This is a genomic window from Achromobacter sp. SX5, assembly GCF_056711425.1.
The window spans coordinates 4,029,202-4,044,156 of the sequence record NZ_CM160041.1 but is presented as its reverse complement, the minus strand read 5'-3'; the positions used below and the strand labels follow the sequence as shown (position 1 = coordinate 4,044,156).

19 protein-coding genes and 1 tRNA gene are annotated in these 14,955 nt (G+C 68.7%); 8 read left to right on the top strand and 12 right to left on the bottom strand.

What is annotated here, in order from left to right; all coding sequences use genetic code 11:
- Positions 1–17 precede the first annotated feature (17 nt).
- The 5 genes from AC1M14_RS18985 to AC1M14_RS18965 form a co-directional block, all read right to left on the bottom strand.
- The gene (locus AC1M14_RS18985; RefSeq protein WP_479730255.1) at positions 18–995 is read right to left on the bottom strand and encodes a bile acid:sodium symporter family protein; all 978 of its coding nucleotides are present in this window, start codon (positions 993–995) and stop codon (positions 18–20) included.
- Between the two features lie 111 nt (positions 996–1,106).
- Positions 1,107–2,087: a 4-hydroxythreonine-4-phosphate dehydrogenase PdxA gene (pdxA, locus tag AC1M14_RS18980; RefSeq protein ID WP_102774779.1), complete on the bottom strand. Its 981-nt coding sequence runs from the start codon at positions 2,085–2,087 to the stop codon at positions 1,107–1,109.
- A 61-nt stretch (positions 2,088–2,148) separates the two neighbouring features.
- Positions 2,149–2,457 carry a hypothetical protein gene (locus tag AC1M14_RS18975; RefSeq protein WP_102774778.1) on the bottom strand — a complete coding sequence of 103 codons (309 nt, stop codon included), beginning with the start codon at positions 2,455–2,457 and terminating at the stop codon, positions 2,149–2,151.
- 54 nt (positions 2,458–2,511) lie between these two features.
- On the bottom strand, positions 2,512–2,970 hold the full coding sequence (locus tag AC1M14_RS18970; protein ID WP_102774777.1) for an Lrp/AsnC family transcriptional regulator: 459 nt from the start codon (positions 2,968–2,970) through the stop codon (positions 2,512–2,514).
- 3 nt (positions 2,971–2,973) lie between these two features.
- Complete coding sequence (locus tag AC1M14_RS18965) at positions 2,974–3,576, bottom strand: hypothetical protein (RefSeq protein ID WP_102774776.1); 603 nt, start codon at positions 3,574–3,576, stop codon at positions 2,974–2,976.
- 157 nt (positions 3,577–3,733) lie between these two features.
- On the opposite strand from AC1M14_RS18965, the gene AC1M14_RS18960 reads away from it, so the two are divergent.
- On the top strand, positions 3,734–3,979 hold the full coding sequence (locus AC1M14_RS18960) for a hypothetical protein (protein ID WP_102774775.1): 246 nt from the start codon (positions 3,734–3,736) through the stop codon (positions 3,977–3,979).
- 177 nt (positions 3,980–4,156) lie between these two features.
- On the top strand, positions 4,157–4,429 hold the full coding sequence (locus AC1M14_RS18955; RefSeq protein ID WP_246842550.1) for a hypothetical protein: 273 nt from the start codon (positions 4,157–4,159) through the stop codon (positions 4,427–4,429).
- A gap of 13 nt (positions 4,430–4,442) precedes the next feature.
- Here the strand turns inward: AC1M14_RS18955 and AC1M14_RS18950 are convergent, their stop codons facing one another.
- On the bottom strand, positions 4,443–5,009 hold the full coding sequence (locus tag AC1M14_RS18950) for a DedA family protein (protein ID WP_479730254.1): 567 nt from the start codon (positions 5,007–5,009) through the stop codon (positions 4,443–4,445).
- Positions 5,006–6,448 carry an aminotransferase-like domain-containing protein gene (locus AC1M14_RS18945; protein WP_102774773.1) on the bottom strand — a complete coding sequence of 481 codons (1,443 nt, stop codon included), beginning with the start codon at positions 6,446–6,448 and terminating at the stop codon, positions 5,006–5,008. Before AC1M14_RS18945 ends, AC1M14_RS18950 begins: the two co-directional genes overlap by 4 nt.
- A 169-nt stretch (positions 6,449–6,617) precedes the next feature.
- Between AC1M14_RS18945 and AC1M14_RS18940 the strand changes: the two genes are divergently transcribed.
- Both AC1M14_RS18940 and AC1M14_RS18935 read left to right on the top strand, forming a co-directional pair.
- Complete coding sequence (locus tag AC1M14_RS18940; RefSeq protein ID WP_102774772.1) at positions 6,618–6,998, top strand: hypothetical protein; 381 nt, start codon at positions 6,618–6,620, stop codon at positions 6,996–6,998.
- Positions 6,999–7,018: 20 nt separating this feature from the next.
- Positions 7,019–7,095: transfer RNA gene (locus AC1M14_RS18935), tRNA-Met, on the top strand.
- A gap of 58 nt (positions 7,096–7,153) precedes the next feature.
- Here AC1M14_RS18935 and araH read toward each other — a convergent pair.
- From araH to AC1M14_RS18920, 3 genes are read right to left on the bottom strand one after another with little or no spacing between them, the layout of a single operon-like run.
- The gene (gene araH, locus AC1M14_RS18930) at positions 7,154–8,092 is read right to left on the bottom strand and encodes an L-arabinose ABC transporter permease AraH (protein WP_479730253.1); all 939 of its coding nucleotides are present in this window, start codon (positions 8,090–8,092) and stop codon (positions 7,154–7,156) included.
- Complete coding sequence (gene araG, locus AC1M14_RS18925; protein WP_479730252.1) at positions 8,089–9,615, bottom strand: L-arabinose ABC transporter ATP-binding protein AraG; 1,527 nt, start codon at positions 9,613–9,615, stop codon at positions 8,089–8,091. Before araG ends, araH begins: the two co-directional genes overlap by 4 nt.
- A 50-nt stretch (positions 9,616–9,665) precedes the next feature.
- Positions 9,666–10,658, bottom strand: a complete 993-nt coding sequence (locus AC1M14_RS18920; RefSeq protein WP_479730251.1) for an arabinose ABC transporter substrate-binding protein — start codon at positions 10,656–10,658, stop codon at positions 9,666–9,668.
- A 173-nt stretch (positions 10,659–10,831) separates the two neighbouring features.
- Here AC1M14_RS18920 and AC1M14_RS18915 point away from each other — a divergent pair, with 173 nt between their 5' ends.
- The 3 genes from AC1M14_RS18915 (at position 10,832) to AC1M14_RS18905 (ending at position 13,738) form a co-directional block, all read left to right on the top strand.
- Positions 10,832–11,704 (top strand): SMP-30/gluconolactonase/LRE family protein, encoded by an 873-nt coding sequence (locus AC1M14_RS18915; protein WP_479730250.1) that lies wholly within the window; start codon positions 10,832–10,834, stop codon positions 11,702–11,704.
- A gap of 136 nt (positions 11,705–11,840) precedes the next feature.
- The gene (locus AC1M14_RS18910) at positions 11,841–12,185 is read left to right on the top strand and encodes a hypothetical protein (protein ID WP_102774767.1); all 345 of its coding nucleotides are present in this window, start codon (positions 11,841–11,843) and stop codon (positions 12,183–12,185) included.
- Between the two features lie 260 nt (positions 12,186–12,445).
- Complete coding sequence (locus tag AC1M14_RS18905; RefSeq protein WP_479730249.1) at positions 12,446–13,738, top strand: TIGR03862 family flavoprotein; 1,293 nt, start codon at positions 12,446–12,448, stop codon at positions 13,736–13,738.
- Between the two features lie 3 nt (positions 13,739–13,741).
- Here the strand turns inward: AC1M14_RS18905 and AC1M14_RS18900 are convergent, their stop codons facing one another.
- Both AC1M14_RS18900 and AC1M14_RS18895 read right to left on the bottom strand, forming a co-directional pair.
- A complete protein-coding gene (locus AC1M14_RS18900) occupies positions 13,742–14,146 on the bottom strand; it encodes a hypothetical protein (RefSeq protein ID WP_102774765.1) in 405 nt (134 codons plus the stop codon).
- Positions 14,147–14,210: 64 nt separating this feature from the next.
- Positions 14,211–14,567 (bottom strand): hypothetical protein, encoded by a 357-nt coding sequence (locus AC1M14_RS18895; RefSeq protein ID WP_102774764.1) that lies wholly within the window; start codon positions 14,565–14,567, stop codon positions 14,211–14,213.
- A 143-nt stretch (positions 14,568–14,710) separates the two neighbouring features.
- Between AC1M14_RS18895 and AC1M14_RS18890 the strand changes: the two genes are divergently transcribed.
- The gene (locus AC1M14_RS18890; protein WP_042792633.1) at positions 14,711–14,842 is read left to right on the top strand and encodes an entericidin A/B family lipoprotein; all 132 of its coding nucleotides are present in this window, start codon (positions 14,711–14,713) and stop codon (positions 14,840–14,842) included.
- Positions 14,843–14,955 lie beyond the last annotated feature (113 nt).

Sequence of the window (14,955 nt, the reverse complement as noted above, 5' to 3'; positions counted from 1 at the left end):
TTGGGCTGCCGCGGCGTTCAGTACTTGCCTTCGGGCCGCTTGCCGAAGCGCGCGGCCAGCACGCCGCAGACCATCAGCTGGATCTGGTGGAACAGCATCAGCGGCAGCACGATCGCGCCCACGGCGTGGCCGGCGAACAGCACCTGCGCCATCGGAATGCCGCTGGCCAGGCTTTTCTTGGAGCCGCAGAACAGCAGCGTGATGCGGTCCTCGACGTTGAAGCCCAGCACCTTGCCGGCCAGGGCCGACAGGCCCAGCGCCAGGGCCAGGATCACCGCGCAGCACACCAGCAGGCCGAGCAGGGCCGGAATCGGCGTGGCGCTCCACAGGCCTTCGTTGATGGCCTCGGAGAAGGCCGTATAGACCACCAGCAGGATCGAGCCCTGGTCGACGAACTTCAGCATGGCCTTGCGCTTGTGGACCCAGGCGCCGATCCAGCGGCGCGCGAACTGGCCCAGCACGAAGGGCAGCAGCAGCTGCAGCATGATCTTGCCGACCGCGTCGAACGAGATCGGCGCGCTGCCGGCGTTGGCCACCACCGCGCCCACCAGCAGCGGCGTCAGGAAGATGCCCAGCAGGCTGGAGGCCGAGGCGCTGCACACCGCGGCCGGCACGTTGCCGCGCGCCATCGAGGTGAAGGCGATGGCCGACTGCACCGTGGCCGGCAGGCAGCACAGGAACAGGATGCCGAGGTACAGCTCGGGCGTGACCAGCGGCTCCAGCACCGGCTTGAGCGCCAGGCCCAGCAGCGGAAACATCAGGAAGGTCGCCGAAAAGATGGTCAGGTGCAGCTTCCAGTGCGTCAGCCCCGCGATGACGGCCTCGCGCGACAGGCGCGCGCCGTGCAGGAAAAACAGCAGGCCCACCGCGATATTCGTGATCCAGCCGAACACCTCCACGCCCTGGCCGTGGGCGGGCGCGATGCTGGCGATGATGACGGTGCAGATCAGGTAGAGCGTGAAGCGGTCGGGAAACAGGCGTGCGAGGCGTGACATGAGGGGGATGGGAAGACGGACGAAAAGCGCCGCGGGGGCGCTGGAAACGGGGCGTATTGTAGTCCCGGGACGTCCGGCTTTCCTGACAGCCAGGTGTCGGCCCGGCGCGCCTCAGGGCGTCATCGCCAGCGCCAGGTCGAATGCCGCCACCAGCGAGGCCTGGTCGGCCACGCCCTTGCCGGCGATGTCGAAGGCCGTGCCGTGGTCCACGCTGGTGCGCACGAAGGGCAGGCCCACCGTCACGTTGACGCCGTGGTCCAGCCCCAGGTACTTCACCGGGATCAGGCCCTGGTCGTGGTATTGCGCCACCACGATGTCGAACTCGCCGCGGCGCGCGCGCATGAATATCGTGTCGCCGGGCCAGGGGCCGCTGGCGTCTATGCCTTCGGCGCGCGCGGCGGCGATCGCCGGCTCGATGATGTCGACGTCCTCGCGGCCGAACTTGCCGCCTTCGCCGGCATGCGGGTTCAGGCCCGCGACCGCCACCCGCGGATGGGCGATGCCCATCTGCCGGCAGGCCCGGTCGGCCAGGCGCATGGCCCGCAGCTCCGCTTGCGGCGTGATGCGCGCGATCACGTCGGCCAGCGCCACGTGTATGGTCACCAGCAGCACGCGCAGCTCGTCGTTGGCCAGCATCATCGCGAAGTCGCGCGTGGCCGAGCGGTCGGCCAGGATCTCCGTGTGGCCCGGATAGTCGATGCCGGCGGCGTGCATGGATTTCTTGTTCAGCGGCGCGGTGACGATGGCGCGGATGCGGCCGGCCTGCGCATCGTCGATGGCCGCGCAGACGTAGTCGTAGGCGCCGCGCCCGGCGGCCGCATGGACCTGGCCCAGCGGCAGGTCGGCGGGCAGGGCGGGGCTGCATGCGATGACGTCGATGTGTCCGGCCGCGGCGCTGGCCTGGCCGACCTCGGCGATTTCCTTGATCGTCAGCCTGGCGCCCAGCTGGGCCGCGGCGCGGCGCAACTGGGCCGCGTCGCCATACACCACGCAGGGCGCGCCCAGGCCCTGCGCGCAGGCCTTGACGACGATTTCGGGGCCGATGCCGGCGGCATCGCCCATGGTGATGCCCACGGGCAGGGAGGGGTTCACGGTGCTGGGAATGGGATTGCGTTGCGGATAATGCTACACCCGTTCGCGGGCGCGGCCGGGCTTACTGCTTGCCGTTTTTCGGCGGCTCGATGACGCCGCATTCGAAGGTGACCGTGGCGCGCTTGGAGCCCAGGCCGGTGGCGTGGTTGGAGGTGATCTCCGGCTTGAGCAGCTTGCGTCCCATGGATTCGCAATGCTGCTCGGCGCGCTGCAGCGCCTGGTTCTTGAGCTCCACCCAGGTCAGCAGCTGGCTGCCGGAGCTGTAGGTGACGCTGTAGGTGTCCTTGTCGACCTGCTTGACCTCGCTCATGCTGGAGCAGGCTGCCAGGACGGCGAGCAGGGCGGCGGCGGGGACTAGGCGTACGAGCATGGAAAATCCTGAAATCGGGGCAATCGTCGGAGCAATCGTCATTACACCATTATTTCAGGGCGCGGCGACGGCGCTGCGCCGGTCCAGCTTGCGGCTCAGGACGATGGAAGTCTGCGTCTGCTTGACGCCGTCGATCAGGCCGATGCGGTCCAGCAGCTCGTCCAGCTGCTCATGGGTTTCGCAGCGCAAAAAGATCAGGTAGTCGTAGGGGCCGCTGACCGAGGAGACCTCCTCGACCTCGGGCATTTTCTCGAGTTCGCGGATCACGGCGGCAGGGGTCTTGGGCAGCACGCTGATGAAGCAGTAGGCGCGCACCGCGGCCTCTTCCAGCAGGCGTCCCAGGCGCACGCCGTAGCCGCTCACGATGTGCTCGCGCTCCAGCCTTGCGATGCGCGCCACCACGGTGGTGCGGGCCAGTCCCAGTTTGCGCGCCAGGATCGCCGCGGGTTCGCGCGCGTTGGCTTGCAGCAGGCTCAGCAGTTTGCGGTCGATGTCATCCAGTCTCTGGTTCATGGCCTAACCGTCCGACTCCGGAGGAATGCCGCCCTGATAGATGCGCCCGTCGAATTCGAAGCGCGTGATGGTCTTGCGCGCCGCGTCGAAAATGCGATCGCGGCTGGCGGCGTCCAGGTCGTCGTGGTCGGCGAAGCTGAAACGGCAGAGGTCGATGTCGCTGTCATAGAAGGCGGAGTGCACGTGGCGGCTGACGCCGAGTTCGTGCGCGAAATGCGCGAACTCGCGCAGCTGCTCCATTTCGTGGAAGGCGCCGTTGCGGCTGACCAGCAGCATGCCGAACTTGCGTTCTTCGTCGGCCACCGGTTCGGGGGCCGGCTGCGCGGCGCCGGCGGGTTCGGCGTAGTCGAAGCCCGCGCCCAGCTCGGCCATGCAATCCAGCACGCGCTGCCAGGCCGCTTCGTCCAGGGCCAGGCGCGCGGCCACGAAGAACAGCCGCTGGCGGCCCAGCGCACGCGGCTCGGGCCCGCCGACATAGCTGGACCAGGGCGCGGCCGCGTCCAGGCCGGCCAGTTCGGTCATGCGCGCGTCGCTGTATCCCAGCCTGTCCTGCAGGCGCTGCAGGGACTGGGCCGGCGGGGGAACGTAGTTCTGAATGGTCTTCATGAGCGCGCTCCGTTTTGCTCCAGGCGCCGCGCACGCGCGGCCTGCGCCGATTGGGACTACGCTTCATGCTAGCGTGCCGCGCCTGGCTTGCCTAGCGCCAGGGCGCGAGGGGCCATGCTAGGATTTGCGCCGACTTTTTTCGCCAGGAGGCTTACCCATGGATGTCCAGGAACAAATCGCCGTTATCGTCCACACCATCTCGCACCAGGGCGGCCGCATCGACGCGCTGAACGCGACCCTGATGTCGATGCTGCACCTGGCCAAGGCTTCGCCCGGCCTGCGCGAAGCCATCGAGGCGCAGCTGGAGCAGAACTATTCCAGCCTGCTGGCCCGTTCCGAGAACCCGCAATACGTGGCCGGCTTCGAGAGCGTGCGCGACATGGTCAACGCCGCCCTCAAGTAAGGGCCGCGCGCCGGCGCAGTTACCCACAACTTCTGTGGACAAGCCTTGGGATAGCGCGCGCATAGCTGCGCAAATTCCTTTGATTACAAGGGCTTGCCCGCAGCGGTCAAAAGCCGCTCCAGCCGCGTGGCGGCGCCGCAACGCGGCGATCGTCCAAGCCGGGTAATATGCGCCCCCATGCGGAATCAGTATTCATCGGAACGCCGGAGCGCGGCCATTGCGCAGCGCGTCTCGGAAGCGGCAAAACTGGCGGCGTTCGACCCCGGCAAACTCTCGCCCGAAGCGCGCGAGAGCTGGGAACGCATGGGGCATGGCTTCAAGGCCTGGCACGACTTCGACCAGCGCCATCCCATCCTGCGCCGCCTGGCGCGCCTGCCGCTGGTGGGCGCCTGGTATCGCAAGGCGCGCCGCCGCCACGTGCTGCGCGCCAGCGGCCAACTGGTGTTCTGAGCCACGCGCCGCGCTACTTGCGCCGCCACCTGGCGTACAGGTGGTAGGCCAGCGCGATCAGCGCGCCGATGGCGAGGGCCACCGCCAGCTTGGTCTCGGCGCCGTGCAGCCGCCCCAGCATCGACTCGATGGTCTGCCCGAACGCATAGCCCAGCACGCTGAAGCACAGCGCCCAGATCGCGGCGGCCACCGCGTTGAGCACCAGGAACCGCAGCGCCGGCACCTGCGACACGCCCAGCGCCACCGGTCCCACCGTGCGCAGGCCATACAGAAAGCGCAGCGTCAGGATGAAGCCGTGGGGATAGCGCTCGACCAGGTCCAGCGCCTTGCCGAAGGCTGGCTGCGCGCGGACCCGCGCCACGTAGCGGTGCTCCCGGTAGCGCCGTCCCAGATAGAACAGCAGCTGGTCGGCGGCGAACGAGCCGGCGAACGCGCACAGCATCACCTCGGGCAGGCGCAGCAGGCGCTGGTGCGCCAGAAAGCCCGCCAGCACCACCACGCTCTCGCCTTCCAGAAAGGTGCCGGCCAGCACCGCCCACAGGCCGTAGTCGGCGATGAGCTGATGCAGCGTCGGGTTCATTTGCGCGGCCGCTCGGCCACGATGCGCGCCAGGGTCTGCAGCGCGCGCGTGATCTCGGGTGTGGTGCGCTGCCCGCAACTGATGCGCAGGAAATGCTCGTAGCGCGTGCTGTTGGAGAACATGGCGCCCGGCGCGACCCGTATGCCCTGGCGCAGCGCGCTTTCGAAAACCTCCATGCCGCTGCGCCCGTCCGGCATCTCGACCCACAGCAGCATGCCGCCGCGCGGCATGCTCAGGCGGGTGCCGGCCGGGAAGTGCGCGGCGATGGTCTCGGCGGTCTGGTCGCGCTGGGCCTTGAGGTGGCGGCGCAGCCTGGACAGGTGGCGGTCGTAGGCGCGCGAGCCCATGAACTCGGCCGCGGCCATCTGCGCCAGCGGCTCGTTGGGGCGGCTCTGCGCGAACTTGAGCATGGCGATGCGGGCCTTCCAGCGCCCGCCGATCAGCCAGCCCAGGCGCATGCCCGGCGCCAGCGTCTTGTGCATGGACGAGCAATAGATGACGTTGCCGGTCGCGTCCCAGGACTTGGCCGCCGGCAGCGGCGTGTCGTCGTCGGTCAGCGCGCCGTAGGTGTCGTCCTCGATCAGCGGCACCTGCTGGCGCTCGCACAGCGCCACCAGCCGGGCTTTCTCGGCCTCGGGCATGACGCAGCCCAGCGGGTTCTGGAAATTCGGCACCACCACCACCGCGCGGATGTTGCCGTGCGTCTGGAAGGCCAGGTCCAGCGCCTCGATGGACAGGCCGTGCTGCGGGCTGGTGGGGATCTCCAGCGCCCGCATGCCCAGGCTCTCCAGCACCTGCAGCAGGCCGAAGTAGGCCGGCGATTCGACCGCGATGGTGTCGCCCGGCCTGGCCACGGCGCGCAGCGCCAGGTTCAGGGCCTCGATGCAGCCATGCGTGACGATGACGTCGTCGGGCGTCGCATTGATGCCATTGGCCAGCGCCCGCCGCGCCAGCACCGCGCGCAGCGCCGGATGTCCCTGCGGCGGGACCGGATCGACCAGCGCGCGCGGCGACTGGCGCAGCGCGCGCATCATGGCCTGCTTCAAGGCTTCCATGGGATAGGCCTCGGGCACCGCCGCGGCCAGCGCGAAATTGGCGCTGACCGGGTGGGCCTCGCACTTGGCCACGAAGTCCGAGACGCGGTCGTGGATGCCCACGTATTGCGCGGTTCCCAGCGTCTGGCGGATATCCGGCTCGTCCACCGGCGGCATGCTCGCGCGGCGCGGCTTCAGCACGAAATAGCCGGAACGCGGCCGGGCCTCGATCAGGCCGTCGTCCTCCAGCTGGCGGCAGGCCTGCAGCGCGGTGGAAAGGCTGACGTGATGGGTGCGCACCAGCGTGCGCACCGAGGGCATGCGCTGCGCCGGGGCGAGTACGCCGGTCTGGATGGCGCGCCGGTAGTGGTCGGCCAGGCGTAGATAGAGCGGTTGCGGGTCCATGCGCCGATCATGCTCCCCGAGGTCGGATGGTAGGTAGGCACAGATTCGCCAAAAGTACACCATAACAGCGGCAAAATCGAGGATCTGCTTCGATACAGAAACCCGGGATGTGTGGCTGTTGCGCATAGCAGCGGGCGCGTAGCCTGTCATGGTGTCACAGGAGATGCCCATGACCCCGAATTCCGTTGCGGATATCCAGGCCAGCCGCTGGTCGCTGGCCGCCGGCGCGAGCCGCCAGGTGGTGCTGCGCGCCTGCGCCACCGTGGTCTGCGTAAGCGGCAGCGTGCGCGTGGACGAGCCGGTCACCGGCCCGCAGGCCCCGGACGGCCTGCCTCTGGCCATGTCGGCCAGGCTCCACGCCGGCGAGGGCCACGGCCTGGCCTATGGCGGCGTGGCGCGCATCACCGCCATCGACGCGGCCGAAGTGATCTGCCTGGATCGCCCCGGCCTGGCGGCCCGGCTATGGCGGCTGGCGAGCGCGTTTTTGGGGTCGCGGATGGCGCAAAAGCAAAAAAATTCGCTGGGTGCGCTGCACAAGATTTCAAAATGATGTATGATTCACACATCAGACGCGGGGTGGAGCAGTCTGGCAGCTCGTCGGGCTCATAACCCGAAGGTCGTAGGTTCAAATCCTGCCCCCGCAACCAGTTTTAACAAGAAAGCCGCACTCGAAAGAGCCGCGGCTTTTTTGTTTTTGCGCCCGCTTCAGCGCCGCCCCAGTGCGCGCGAGCGCAGATTGTCCAGGAACACCGCCAGCAGCAATATCACGCCGCGCACGATGTACTGGTAGAAGGCCGGGATGTTCAGCAGGTTCATCGCGTTTTCGGCGATGCCCATGATCATCACCCCCACGATCACCCCGGTCATCGTCGCCCGGCCGCCGGCCAGCGAGACGCCGCCCAGCACGCAGGCCGAAATCACCGCCAGCTCCAGCCCCACCGCGGCGTTGGGTTGCCCCGAGGTGATGCGCGACGCCAGCAGGATGCCCGCGATGGCGCAGACCAGCCCCTGCAGCGCGAAGATGCAGATGCGGCTGCGATCGACCCTGACGCCGGCCAGCCGCGACGCTTCCGGGTTGCCGCCGATGGCGAGCACGTTCTTGCCGAACACCGTCCGGTTCAGCACGAAGCCGAAGATCGCGAACAGCGCCGCCATCACCCAGATCGGGGTCGGGATGGTCAGGAACCTGGACAGCGCGATGTTGAAGAAGGCCGGGTCGTTGATGCCCACCGCCCGGCCTTCCGAAGCGATCAGCGCCAGGCCGCGCACGATCTGCATGGTCGCCAGCGTCGTGATGAGCGCATTGATGTGGAACTTCGCGATCACCAGGCCGTTGAGCCAGCCGACGATGGCGCCGCAGGCCAGCGCGGCCGCCGCGCCCAGCAGGATGGAGCCGCTGCCGTTCGAGACCATTACCGCGACCATGCCGGTGAACGCCACGATGGAGCCCACCGACAGGTCGAAGTCCCGAGCCGCCAGGCACAGCATCATGGTGCAGGCAACGATGCCCACCGTCACCACCGATTGCAACAACCCGAGCATGTTGCGCCCGGTCAGGAAGTTCGGCACGAAAATCGCCACCAGGACGAAAGCCAATACGAAGATGACCAGCAAGCCCTGTTCGCCCAACAGCAGTTTTTTCATCGGGGGAGTTCGCCACGAGTAGGAAGCGGCGGCCCGGCCCGGTCGGGCAGGGCCGCGGCAAGAATCCGGCGCTCGAGGAAATCGCCGCGCGTCAGCTCGGCGTCGATGCGGCCTTCGCACATCACCATCAGCCGGTCGCAGATGCCCATCACCTCGGGCAGTTCCGACGAGACGACGACGATCGCCATGCCATCCTCGGCCAGTTGGTAGAGCAGTTCGTAGATTTCGGATTTGGCGCCCACGTCTATGCCGCGCGTGGGTTCGTCGATGATGAGCACGCGGATGCCCTGTTCCGACAGCCAGCGCCCCAGGATGACCTTTTGCTGGTTGCCGCCCGACAGGTTGACGATGTCCTGATGGCGCGAAGGCGTGCGCACGCGCAGCTTGCGGATATGGGTTTCGGCGGCCGCGATCTCCCTGGCGCGGTCGAGCACGCCGAGGCGCGCGCTGTGCCGCCGCGACGAGATGTTGATGTTCTCGGCGATCGAACGGCCCTGGATGATGCCGTCATGCTTGCGGTCCTCGGTGCACAGCGCCAGGCCGGCGCGGATCATGCCGTGCGGCGTATCGGCCTCGACCGGCGTTCCGTCCAGCGCGATGGTGCCGCCGTGGCGCGCATCGGCGCCGTAGATCAGGCGCATGAGTTCGGAGCGGCCGGCGCCGATCAGGCCGAAGAAGCCGAGGATTTCGCCGGCGCGCACCTCGAAGCTGGCCGGCGCCTTGAGCCGCTCGCCCGACAGGCCCTGCACCCGCAGCCGGACGGCGCCCTGCGCGCGCGGCCGGTAGCCCCAGATGTCGCTGATCTCGCGTCCCACCATTTCGGCCACGATCCGCTCGCGCGTCAGCCCTTCCATGTCGGGATGGTGGGCGGCGAGCCGGCCGTCGCGCAGCACGGTCATGCTGCTGCACAGCCGGAAGATCTCGTCCATCCGGTGCGAGACATAGAGAATCACCTTGCCCTGCGCGCGCAGGCTCTCGATCATCGCGAACAGCACCTCGCTTTCGCGCGAGGACAGCGAGGAAGTGGGTTCGTCCAGCGCGATCACGCGGGCGTCCAGCATGACCGCCTTGGCGATCTCGACCATCTGGCGCTCGCCGATGGACAGCTGCTTGATCCGGCGGCGCGGGTCGATGTCGATGCCGGCGGAGTCGAGCCGGGCCGCGACCGTGTCGATCATGCGCCGCCGCGAGATCACGCCAGCCCTTGCCGGAAACCGCCCCAGCGTGAGGTTCTCGGCCACGGTCAGTTCGGGAACCAGCTGCAGTTCCTGGTGGATGACGATCACGCCGTTGTCGAAGGCGTCGCCGGTCGAGGCGTATTGCTGCGCTTTCCCGTCGATGGCGATGCCGCCCGCGTCAGCCTGCAGATCGCCCGACAGGATCTTGATGAGCGTGGACTTGCCGGCCCCGTTCTCGCCCATCAGGCCGTGCACCGCGCCTTTTTCGACGCCGAAGCTCACGTCCGACAGCGCCTTGACGCCCGGATAGCTTTTGCTGACGCCGGTGAATTCGAGATAGGCCATGGTTGCTCCCGGATGCGGGCGATGCCGGCTCACCGCCCCGGCCGGCAGGATCATTCGATCCCCAGGTTCTTGCGGACCTGCTGGTAATCGTTGCGGGCCGCCAGCGTGCCCGAGGTCAGGATCAGCGGCTCGGGAGCCGCGCCGCTGGCGATCCATTCGTACATGTTCAGCGCCGTTTCGTAGCCGTGGCGCCGCGGCGAGATGATGACCGTGCCGGCGAAGCCGGTGGGCTTGGGCTTCTTGAATTCGTTGATCGCCGATTCCGCGCCGCCGATGCCCACGGCGATGACGTTTTCCGGCGGGATGCCCACGCTTTCGGTGGCGCGCACGGCGCCCAGCGCGGCCTCGTCGTTCAGGCCGAAGGCGACCCAGCGCTTGATGCCGGGATGGGCGTTGAGCACCGTGGTGGCGGCGTTGAGCGCCGCTTCGGTGTCGGTCTTGGCCTGCGGCGCATCGAAGATGGACGCCTGGGGGAAGCCGCCGGCCTTCAGGATCGAGATGGCGCCCTCGACGCGGTCGGTGGCGGTGGGCAGCTGGTCGTAGGACACGCGGATGGCGCCGGCCTGGGCGATGTCCCAGCCGCGCCGCTTGATCTCGGCCATGATCGCGTGGCCGACGGTCTCGCCGATCCGGGTGGCCGAGATGCCCATGTGCGGCACCGATGCGAGCGGCGCGCCCGCGGCGTCGACCAGCCGGTCATCGACCGTCATCATCTTCATCTCGTTGGCCCGCGCCTTGGCGACCAGGCCCGGGCCCAGCTTCACGTCCGGGGTGCAGACGATGAAGCCCTGCACGCCCTGCGCGCCGAGGTTGTCGATCGCGGCCATGAGCTTCTCGCCGTCGGCGGCGCCGATCTTGACCAGTTCGAAGCCTTTTTCGGCGGCCGCCTGGTCGGCAAATTTCCATTCGTCCTGGAACCACGGTTCCTCGGGCTGCTTGACGATGAATCCGATCTTCACGTTGCCGGCCTGGGCCGCGCCGACTCCCGCCAGGGGAACGAGCGCCAGCGCGGCGACCAGCAGCGCCTGCTTCAGGAAACGCATGATTTTTCTCCTTCCGTGCTGGACTGCACGCGGGCCGTCCTGTATGAAAACCGGGTGGATTCATCATATAAATCAAGGCAATAGACATGATGAACAGACTGCGATTCATTAGAGGCAGCAGGGCTTGCAGTGTCAAAGCAATCGGTCCGAAATAGGAGCAGGCAGGAGGCGCAATGACCGTACTGGACGACTACCGCCTGGAACTGGGCGAAGGGCCGGGCTACGACCCGGCCAGCGGGCTGGCCTGGTGGTTCGACATCGTGGGCCGCAGGCTGTATACGCGCGCTGACGCCGGCCGGGGCTGCGGCGGCGCCACGCAGGTGGCCGGGCTGCCGCTGGCGGCCAGCGCCATGGCCATCACCGAGGACGGCGCCCGCCAGCTGCTGCTGGCCGAGAACGGGCTGTACCTGCGCGATCCGGTTTCCGGCGCGCTGGACCTGCATCGGCCGCTTGAGGCCGACAACCCCGCCACCCGCTCGAACGACGCGCGCGTGCACCCCTGCGGGGCCTTCTGGATCAGCACCATGGGCTGGCAGGCGGAACCCGGCGCCGGCAGCATCTACCACTACTACCGGGGGCGGCTGCAACGGCTGCGCGACGGGGTAACGATCCCCAACGCCATCTGCTTTGCGCCGGACGGGCGCATCGCCTATTTCGCCGACACCGCGCGCGGCGTCGTCTTCCGGGTCGCGACCGATCCCGCCACCGGCCTGCCGCAGGGCGCGGCGGAACCGTTTCTGAGCGGGCTGGACGGCGGCCCAGACGGCGCCGTGACCGACGCCGCCGGCGCCATCTGGATCGCCCTGTGGGGCGCCGGCCGGGTCGCCGGCTTCGCGCCCGACGGCCGGCCGGTGGGCAGCATCGAGCTGGGCGCGGCCCAGGTCAGCTGCCCCGCCTTCATCGGCGCCGACGCGCGCAGGATGCTGGTCACCAGCGCCCGCGCCGGGCTGGACGATGCGCAGCTGCGGGCCTCGCCCGAGGCGGGCGCGACCTTCTGCGTGGACCTCGGCTTCGCCGGCAGATTCGATCCCAGGGTGGCGCTGTAGGTCCGGCCCGCGGACTTGTCCGGCGTCAAGGTTTGCGCCGGCCCGGGCTTTCCCGGATGCGCCGGGGCCGCACACCGGGGCGGCCCTGCGCTACGATGGGTCACGCGTGCTAGGTTGCCGCATTCGAGGAGGGTCCATGGGAACCGCGAAATACGATCATCCCGGCTACGTCGCCGACACCGGCGCCGAAGGCAAGTACCACGTGGGAATCTGGTGCCCCCACGGCTATCCCGCCCATATCCATATCGGCCGTCCGGCCGAGAGCGGCGATCCCCAGGCGCTGCTGCGGCTGCGCATCCCGGACGGCGTGTTCCAGTCGCTGCCGGACGATCCCGAAACCCTGTGCCGGCGCGCGCTGGGCCAGGCGCTGGACGCCGGGCTGCTGCCGTCGGTCTCGGTGGACGGCGAGTACCAGGAGCTGCGCTTCCAGCTCGACGCCGAACCCTGGCCGGGGCCGATGCTGGCGGCCGTCCGCAACTAGTTCTCGGCAGGGCAGGGCGGCGAAGTTGCCCACAATGATTGTGGACAAGCCTTGGGATAGCCCTTGTGCATGTCGGCTTTTCCCTGCCATTACAACGACTTGGCGCTTGCGCTCAATAAACGCCCTGAGGGGCGTTTATTGCGTCCGGGCAGGGCTGTGCGACAATCCTGGCCCGCGGCGCGCGCCGCATTCTCTTCCGGTTTCTCTCCCATGCACCGTGCCATGTCCGTCCGTTTCGCCGGCCTGAAGGCGCTTGCGCCATGAGCGCGCCGCACACGGACGATCCGGCGGCGCCGGCCGCCCGGCGCGTCGCCGTCATCGGCGGCGGTCCGGCGGGCCTGATGGCCGCCGAATGCTTGAGCGCGCACGCGGTGCAGGTGGACGTGTTCGACGCGATGCCTTCGGTCGGGCGCAAGTTCCTGATGGCCGGGCGCGGCGGCCTGAACCTGACCCATAGCGAGCCGGCCGGCCCGTTCCTGGCCCGCTACGGCGCGCGCGCGCAACAGGTGGCGCCGTGGCTGGCGGCGCTGGACGCCGACGGCCTGCGCGACTGGGCCCACGGGCTCGGCATCCAGACTTTCGTGGGCTCGTCGGGCCGTGTTTTTCCAGAGGAAATGAAAGCGGCGCCGCTGCTGCGGGCCTGGCTCGCTCGGCTGCGCGCCAGCGGGGTGCGGCTGCACATGCGGCACCGCTGGCTGGGCTGGCCGCCGGGCGCGTCGCCGTCGGCCGGCGCGCTGCGCTTCGATACGCCCGCCGGCGAGCAGGCCTATGCCGCCGACGCCGTGGTGCTGGCGCTGGGCGGCGGCAGCTGGGCCAGGCTGGGATCGGACGGCGCGTGGATGGCGGGGCTGCAGTCCCACGGCGTGCAGACCGCGCCGCTGCGGCCGGCCAACTGCGGCTTCGACGTGGCGTGGTCGGATCACTTCCGCGAGCGCAACGCCGGCCAGCCCGTCAAATCCGTGGCCATGGCCTGCGAGACGGCGACCGGCCGCGGCCCGTTCCGGCAGGGCGAATTCGTCATTTCCGAGACCGGCATCGAAGGCAGCCTGGTCTACGCCTTGTCGGCGCCCCTGCGGGACCGTATCGAGGCCGGGGGCGAGGCCCGCGCCATCCTCGACCTGCTGCCCGACTGGCCGCAGGAAAAAGTGACGGCCGCGGTGACGCATCCGCGCGGCGCGCGGTCCATGTCCAGCCACCTGCAAAGCCGGCTCGGGCTCAAGGGCGTCAAGGCGGGCCTGCTGCGCGAATGCGCGGCGGCCGAGGACTTCCGCGATCCGGCCCGGCTCGCCCTGCGCATCAAGGCCTTGCCGCTGCGGCTGGCGCGCGCCCGTCCCATCGACGAGGCCATCAGCACCGCCGGCGGCGTGGCGTTCGAGGCGCTGACGCCCGCGCTGATGCTGCGGGCGGCGCCCGGCGTGTTCTGCGCGGGCGAGATGCTGGATTGGGAAGCGCCCACCGGCGGCTATCTGCTGACGGCGTGCATGGCCAGCGGCGCCGTCGCGGCGGACGGCGTCGTGGCGTATCTGGAGGAAAGCCGGCCCGCGGCCGGCTGAGGATCAGGACCGGGAGGGCGAGGACGCCATGCCGGCCGGCGCGCGCGGCGCGAGGTCGCCGACCACATGGCCCACCACGGGCGGGCCGCCCTCGGGCTGCGTGATGATGCCGATCACCCGGGTGACGGACTGGGTCTGAATGCGGCTGCCCTGGGCAGGGTCCTGCACTAGTTGCCAGATGGCGGCGTCGTCGCTCTCGGATTCGGCATCGTCGTGTTGCGGAACGCCCAGGCAGTTGCGAGCAAAACAGGACCAGTCTTCCGCGCTGCACGGCAGGCCATGCGCGGTGGCCAGGCGGGCCAGCGCCTGGGGGGCGTCGGCCTGGCTGGCGGCGTGCTGGGCGGCGGCGCCCAGCGTCACATCCAGCGACAGCAGCCGGAGAAACTCTACGACATTGTCCGTGTTCATTCTGCGTCTCCTGCCTGCTACGGCTGTTTTGATTCTGAGCCTGCCTGGACCGGCGTGCGGGCGTTCATCCCGCCTGTCCCAGCATGGATACCAATGATTGTTTCAGGCGTGCCGAAAAAATAGGTACCGTATGGGATACCCCGTTGCGGTCCACGCCTTCCTTGAGTTCGACAGTCTGTCCGAGAAAAATATCCGGCGCCGCGCCGATTTCGTTGTACCGGACCAGCAGTTCGTCCACGTCGCGCTGGGCGTCGTCCAGCGTGCCGCTGGAAGCGAGCTTGCCGGCGGCGTGAGCCTGCAGGATCCGGTGCAGATCGTCGATGAACAGCGCCAAAGCCGCCTGTCCACGGCATTCGGGCTGTTCCCAGCCCCAGCCTTGCGGGGAGGAACCGGGACGCTGCGATACATGTTTCTTGATCATTTGCGAATGCTAATCCATTGCCGGCAATTTCGCGACAGGCGCGGCGTTGCGCCCGCGCAAAGCGGCCCGTCCACAAGGTGATGCGCAAATTGGGGACTTTGCGGTATGCTGATTTCGCCTTCCAAGCCCGACAGGAGATGTTCATGAAAAACAAAGTCTTTCTCGTCATGCTGCTTTCGATCGCCGCGCTATCGGCGGGCTGCAACACGGTCGCGGGCGCTGGCAAGGACATCCAGCGCGGCGGCGAAAAGATCGAAGGCGCCGCTACCAAGTAGCGCCGCCAGCGTCAGCCGCGCTTTGGCCAGAGGCCGTGCGTGAAATGCCCAGCATTTCACGCGCGGTTTTTTTTTCGCCGCCGGGCGGCCCCTGGAAGCGGGAATGGCTGGGG

Coding starts and splice junctions, on each gene's coding strand:
- AC1M14_RS18985 (WP_479730255.1), bottom strand. CDS start 995: ATGTCACGCCTCGCACGCCTGTTTCCCGACCGCTTCACGCTCTACCTG.
- AC1M14_RS18975 (WP_102774778.1), bottom strand. CDS start 2,457: ATGCTCGTACGCCTAGTCCCCGCCGCCGCCCTGCTCGCCGTCCTGGCA.
- AC1M14_RS18970 (WP_102774777.1), bottom strand. CDS start 2,970: ATGAACCAGAGACTGGATGACATCGACCGCAAACTGCTGAGCCTGCTG.
- AC1M14_RS18965 (WP_102774776.1), bottom strand. CDS start 3,576: ATGAAGACCATTCAGAACTACGTTCCCCCGCCGGCCCAGTCCCTGCAG.
- AC1M14_RS18960 (WP_102774775.1), top strand. CDS start 3,734: ATGGATGTCCAGGAACAAATCGCCGTTATCGTCCACACCATCTCGCAC.
- AC1M14_RS18955 (WP_246842550.1), top strand. CDS start 4,157: ATGCGGAATCAGTATTCATCGGAACGCCGGAGCGCGGCCATTGCGCAG.
- AC1M14_RS18950 (WP_479730254.1), bottom strand. CDS start 5,009: ATGAACCCGACGCTGCATCAGCTCATCGCCGACTACGGCCTGTGGGCG.
- AC1M14_RS18945 (WP_102774773.1), bottom strand. CDS start 6,448: ATGGACCCGCAACCGCTCTATCTACGCCTGGCCGACCACTACCGGCGC.
- AC1M14_RS18940 (WP_102774772.1), top strand. CDS start 6,618: ATGACCCCGAATTCCGTTGCGGATATCCAGGCCAGCCGCTGGTCGCTG.
- araH (WP_479730253.1), bottom strand. CDS start 8,092: ATGAAAAAACTGCTGTTGGGCGAACAGGGCTTGCTGGTCATCTTCGTA.
- araG (WP_479730252.1), bottom strand. CDS start 9,615: ATGGCCTATCTCGAATTCACCGGCGTCAGCAAAAGCTATCCGGGCGTC.
- AC1M14_RS18920 (WP_479730251.1), bottom strand. CDS start 10,658: ATGCGTTTCCTGAAGCAGGCGCTGCTGGTCGCCGCGCTGGCGCTCGTT.
- AC1M14_RS18915 (WP_479730250.1), top strand. CDS start 10,832: ATGACCGTACTGGACGACTACCGCCTGGAACTGGGCGAAGGGCCGGGC.
- AC1M14_RS18910 (WP_102774767.1), top strand. CDS start 11,841: ATGGGAACCGCGAAATACGATCATCCCGGCTACGTCGCCGACACCGGC.
- AC1M14_RS18905 (WP_479730249.1), top strand. CDS start 12,446: ATGAGCGCGCCGCACACGGACGATCCGGCGGCGCCGGCCGCCCGGCGC.
- AC1M14_RS18900 (WP_102774765.1), bottom strand. CDS start 14,146: ATGAACACGGACAATGTCGTAGAGTTTCTCCGGCTGCTGTCGCTGGAT.
- AC1M14_RS18895 (WP_102774764.1), bottom strand. CDS start 14,567: ATGATCAAGAAACATGTATCGCAGCGTCCCGGTTCCTCCCCGCAAGGC.
- AC1M14_RS18890 (WP_042792633.1), top strand. CDS start 14,711: ATGAAAAACAAAGTCTTTCTCGTCATGCTGCTTTCGATCGCCGCGCTA.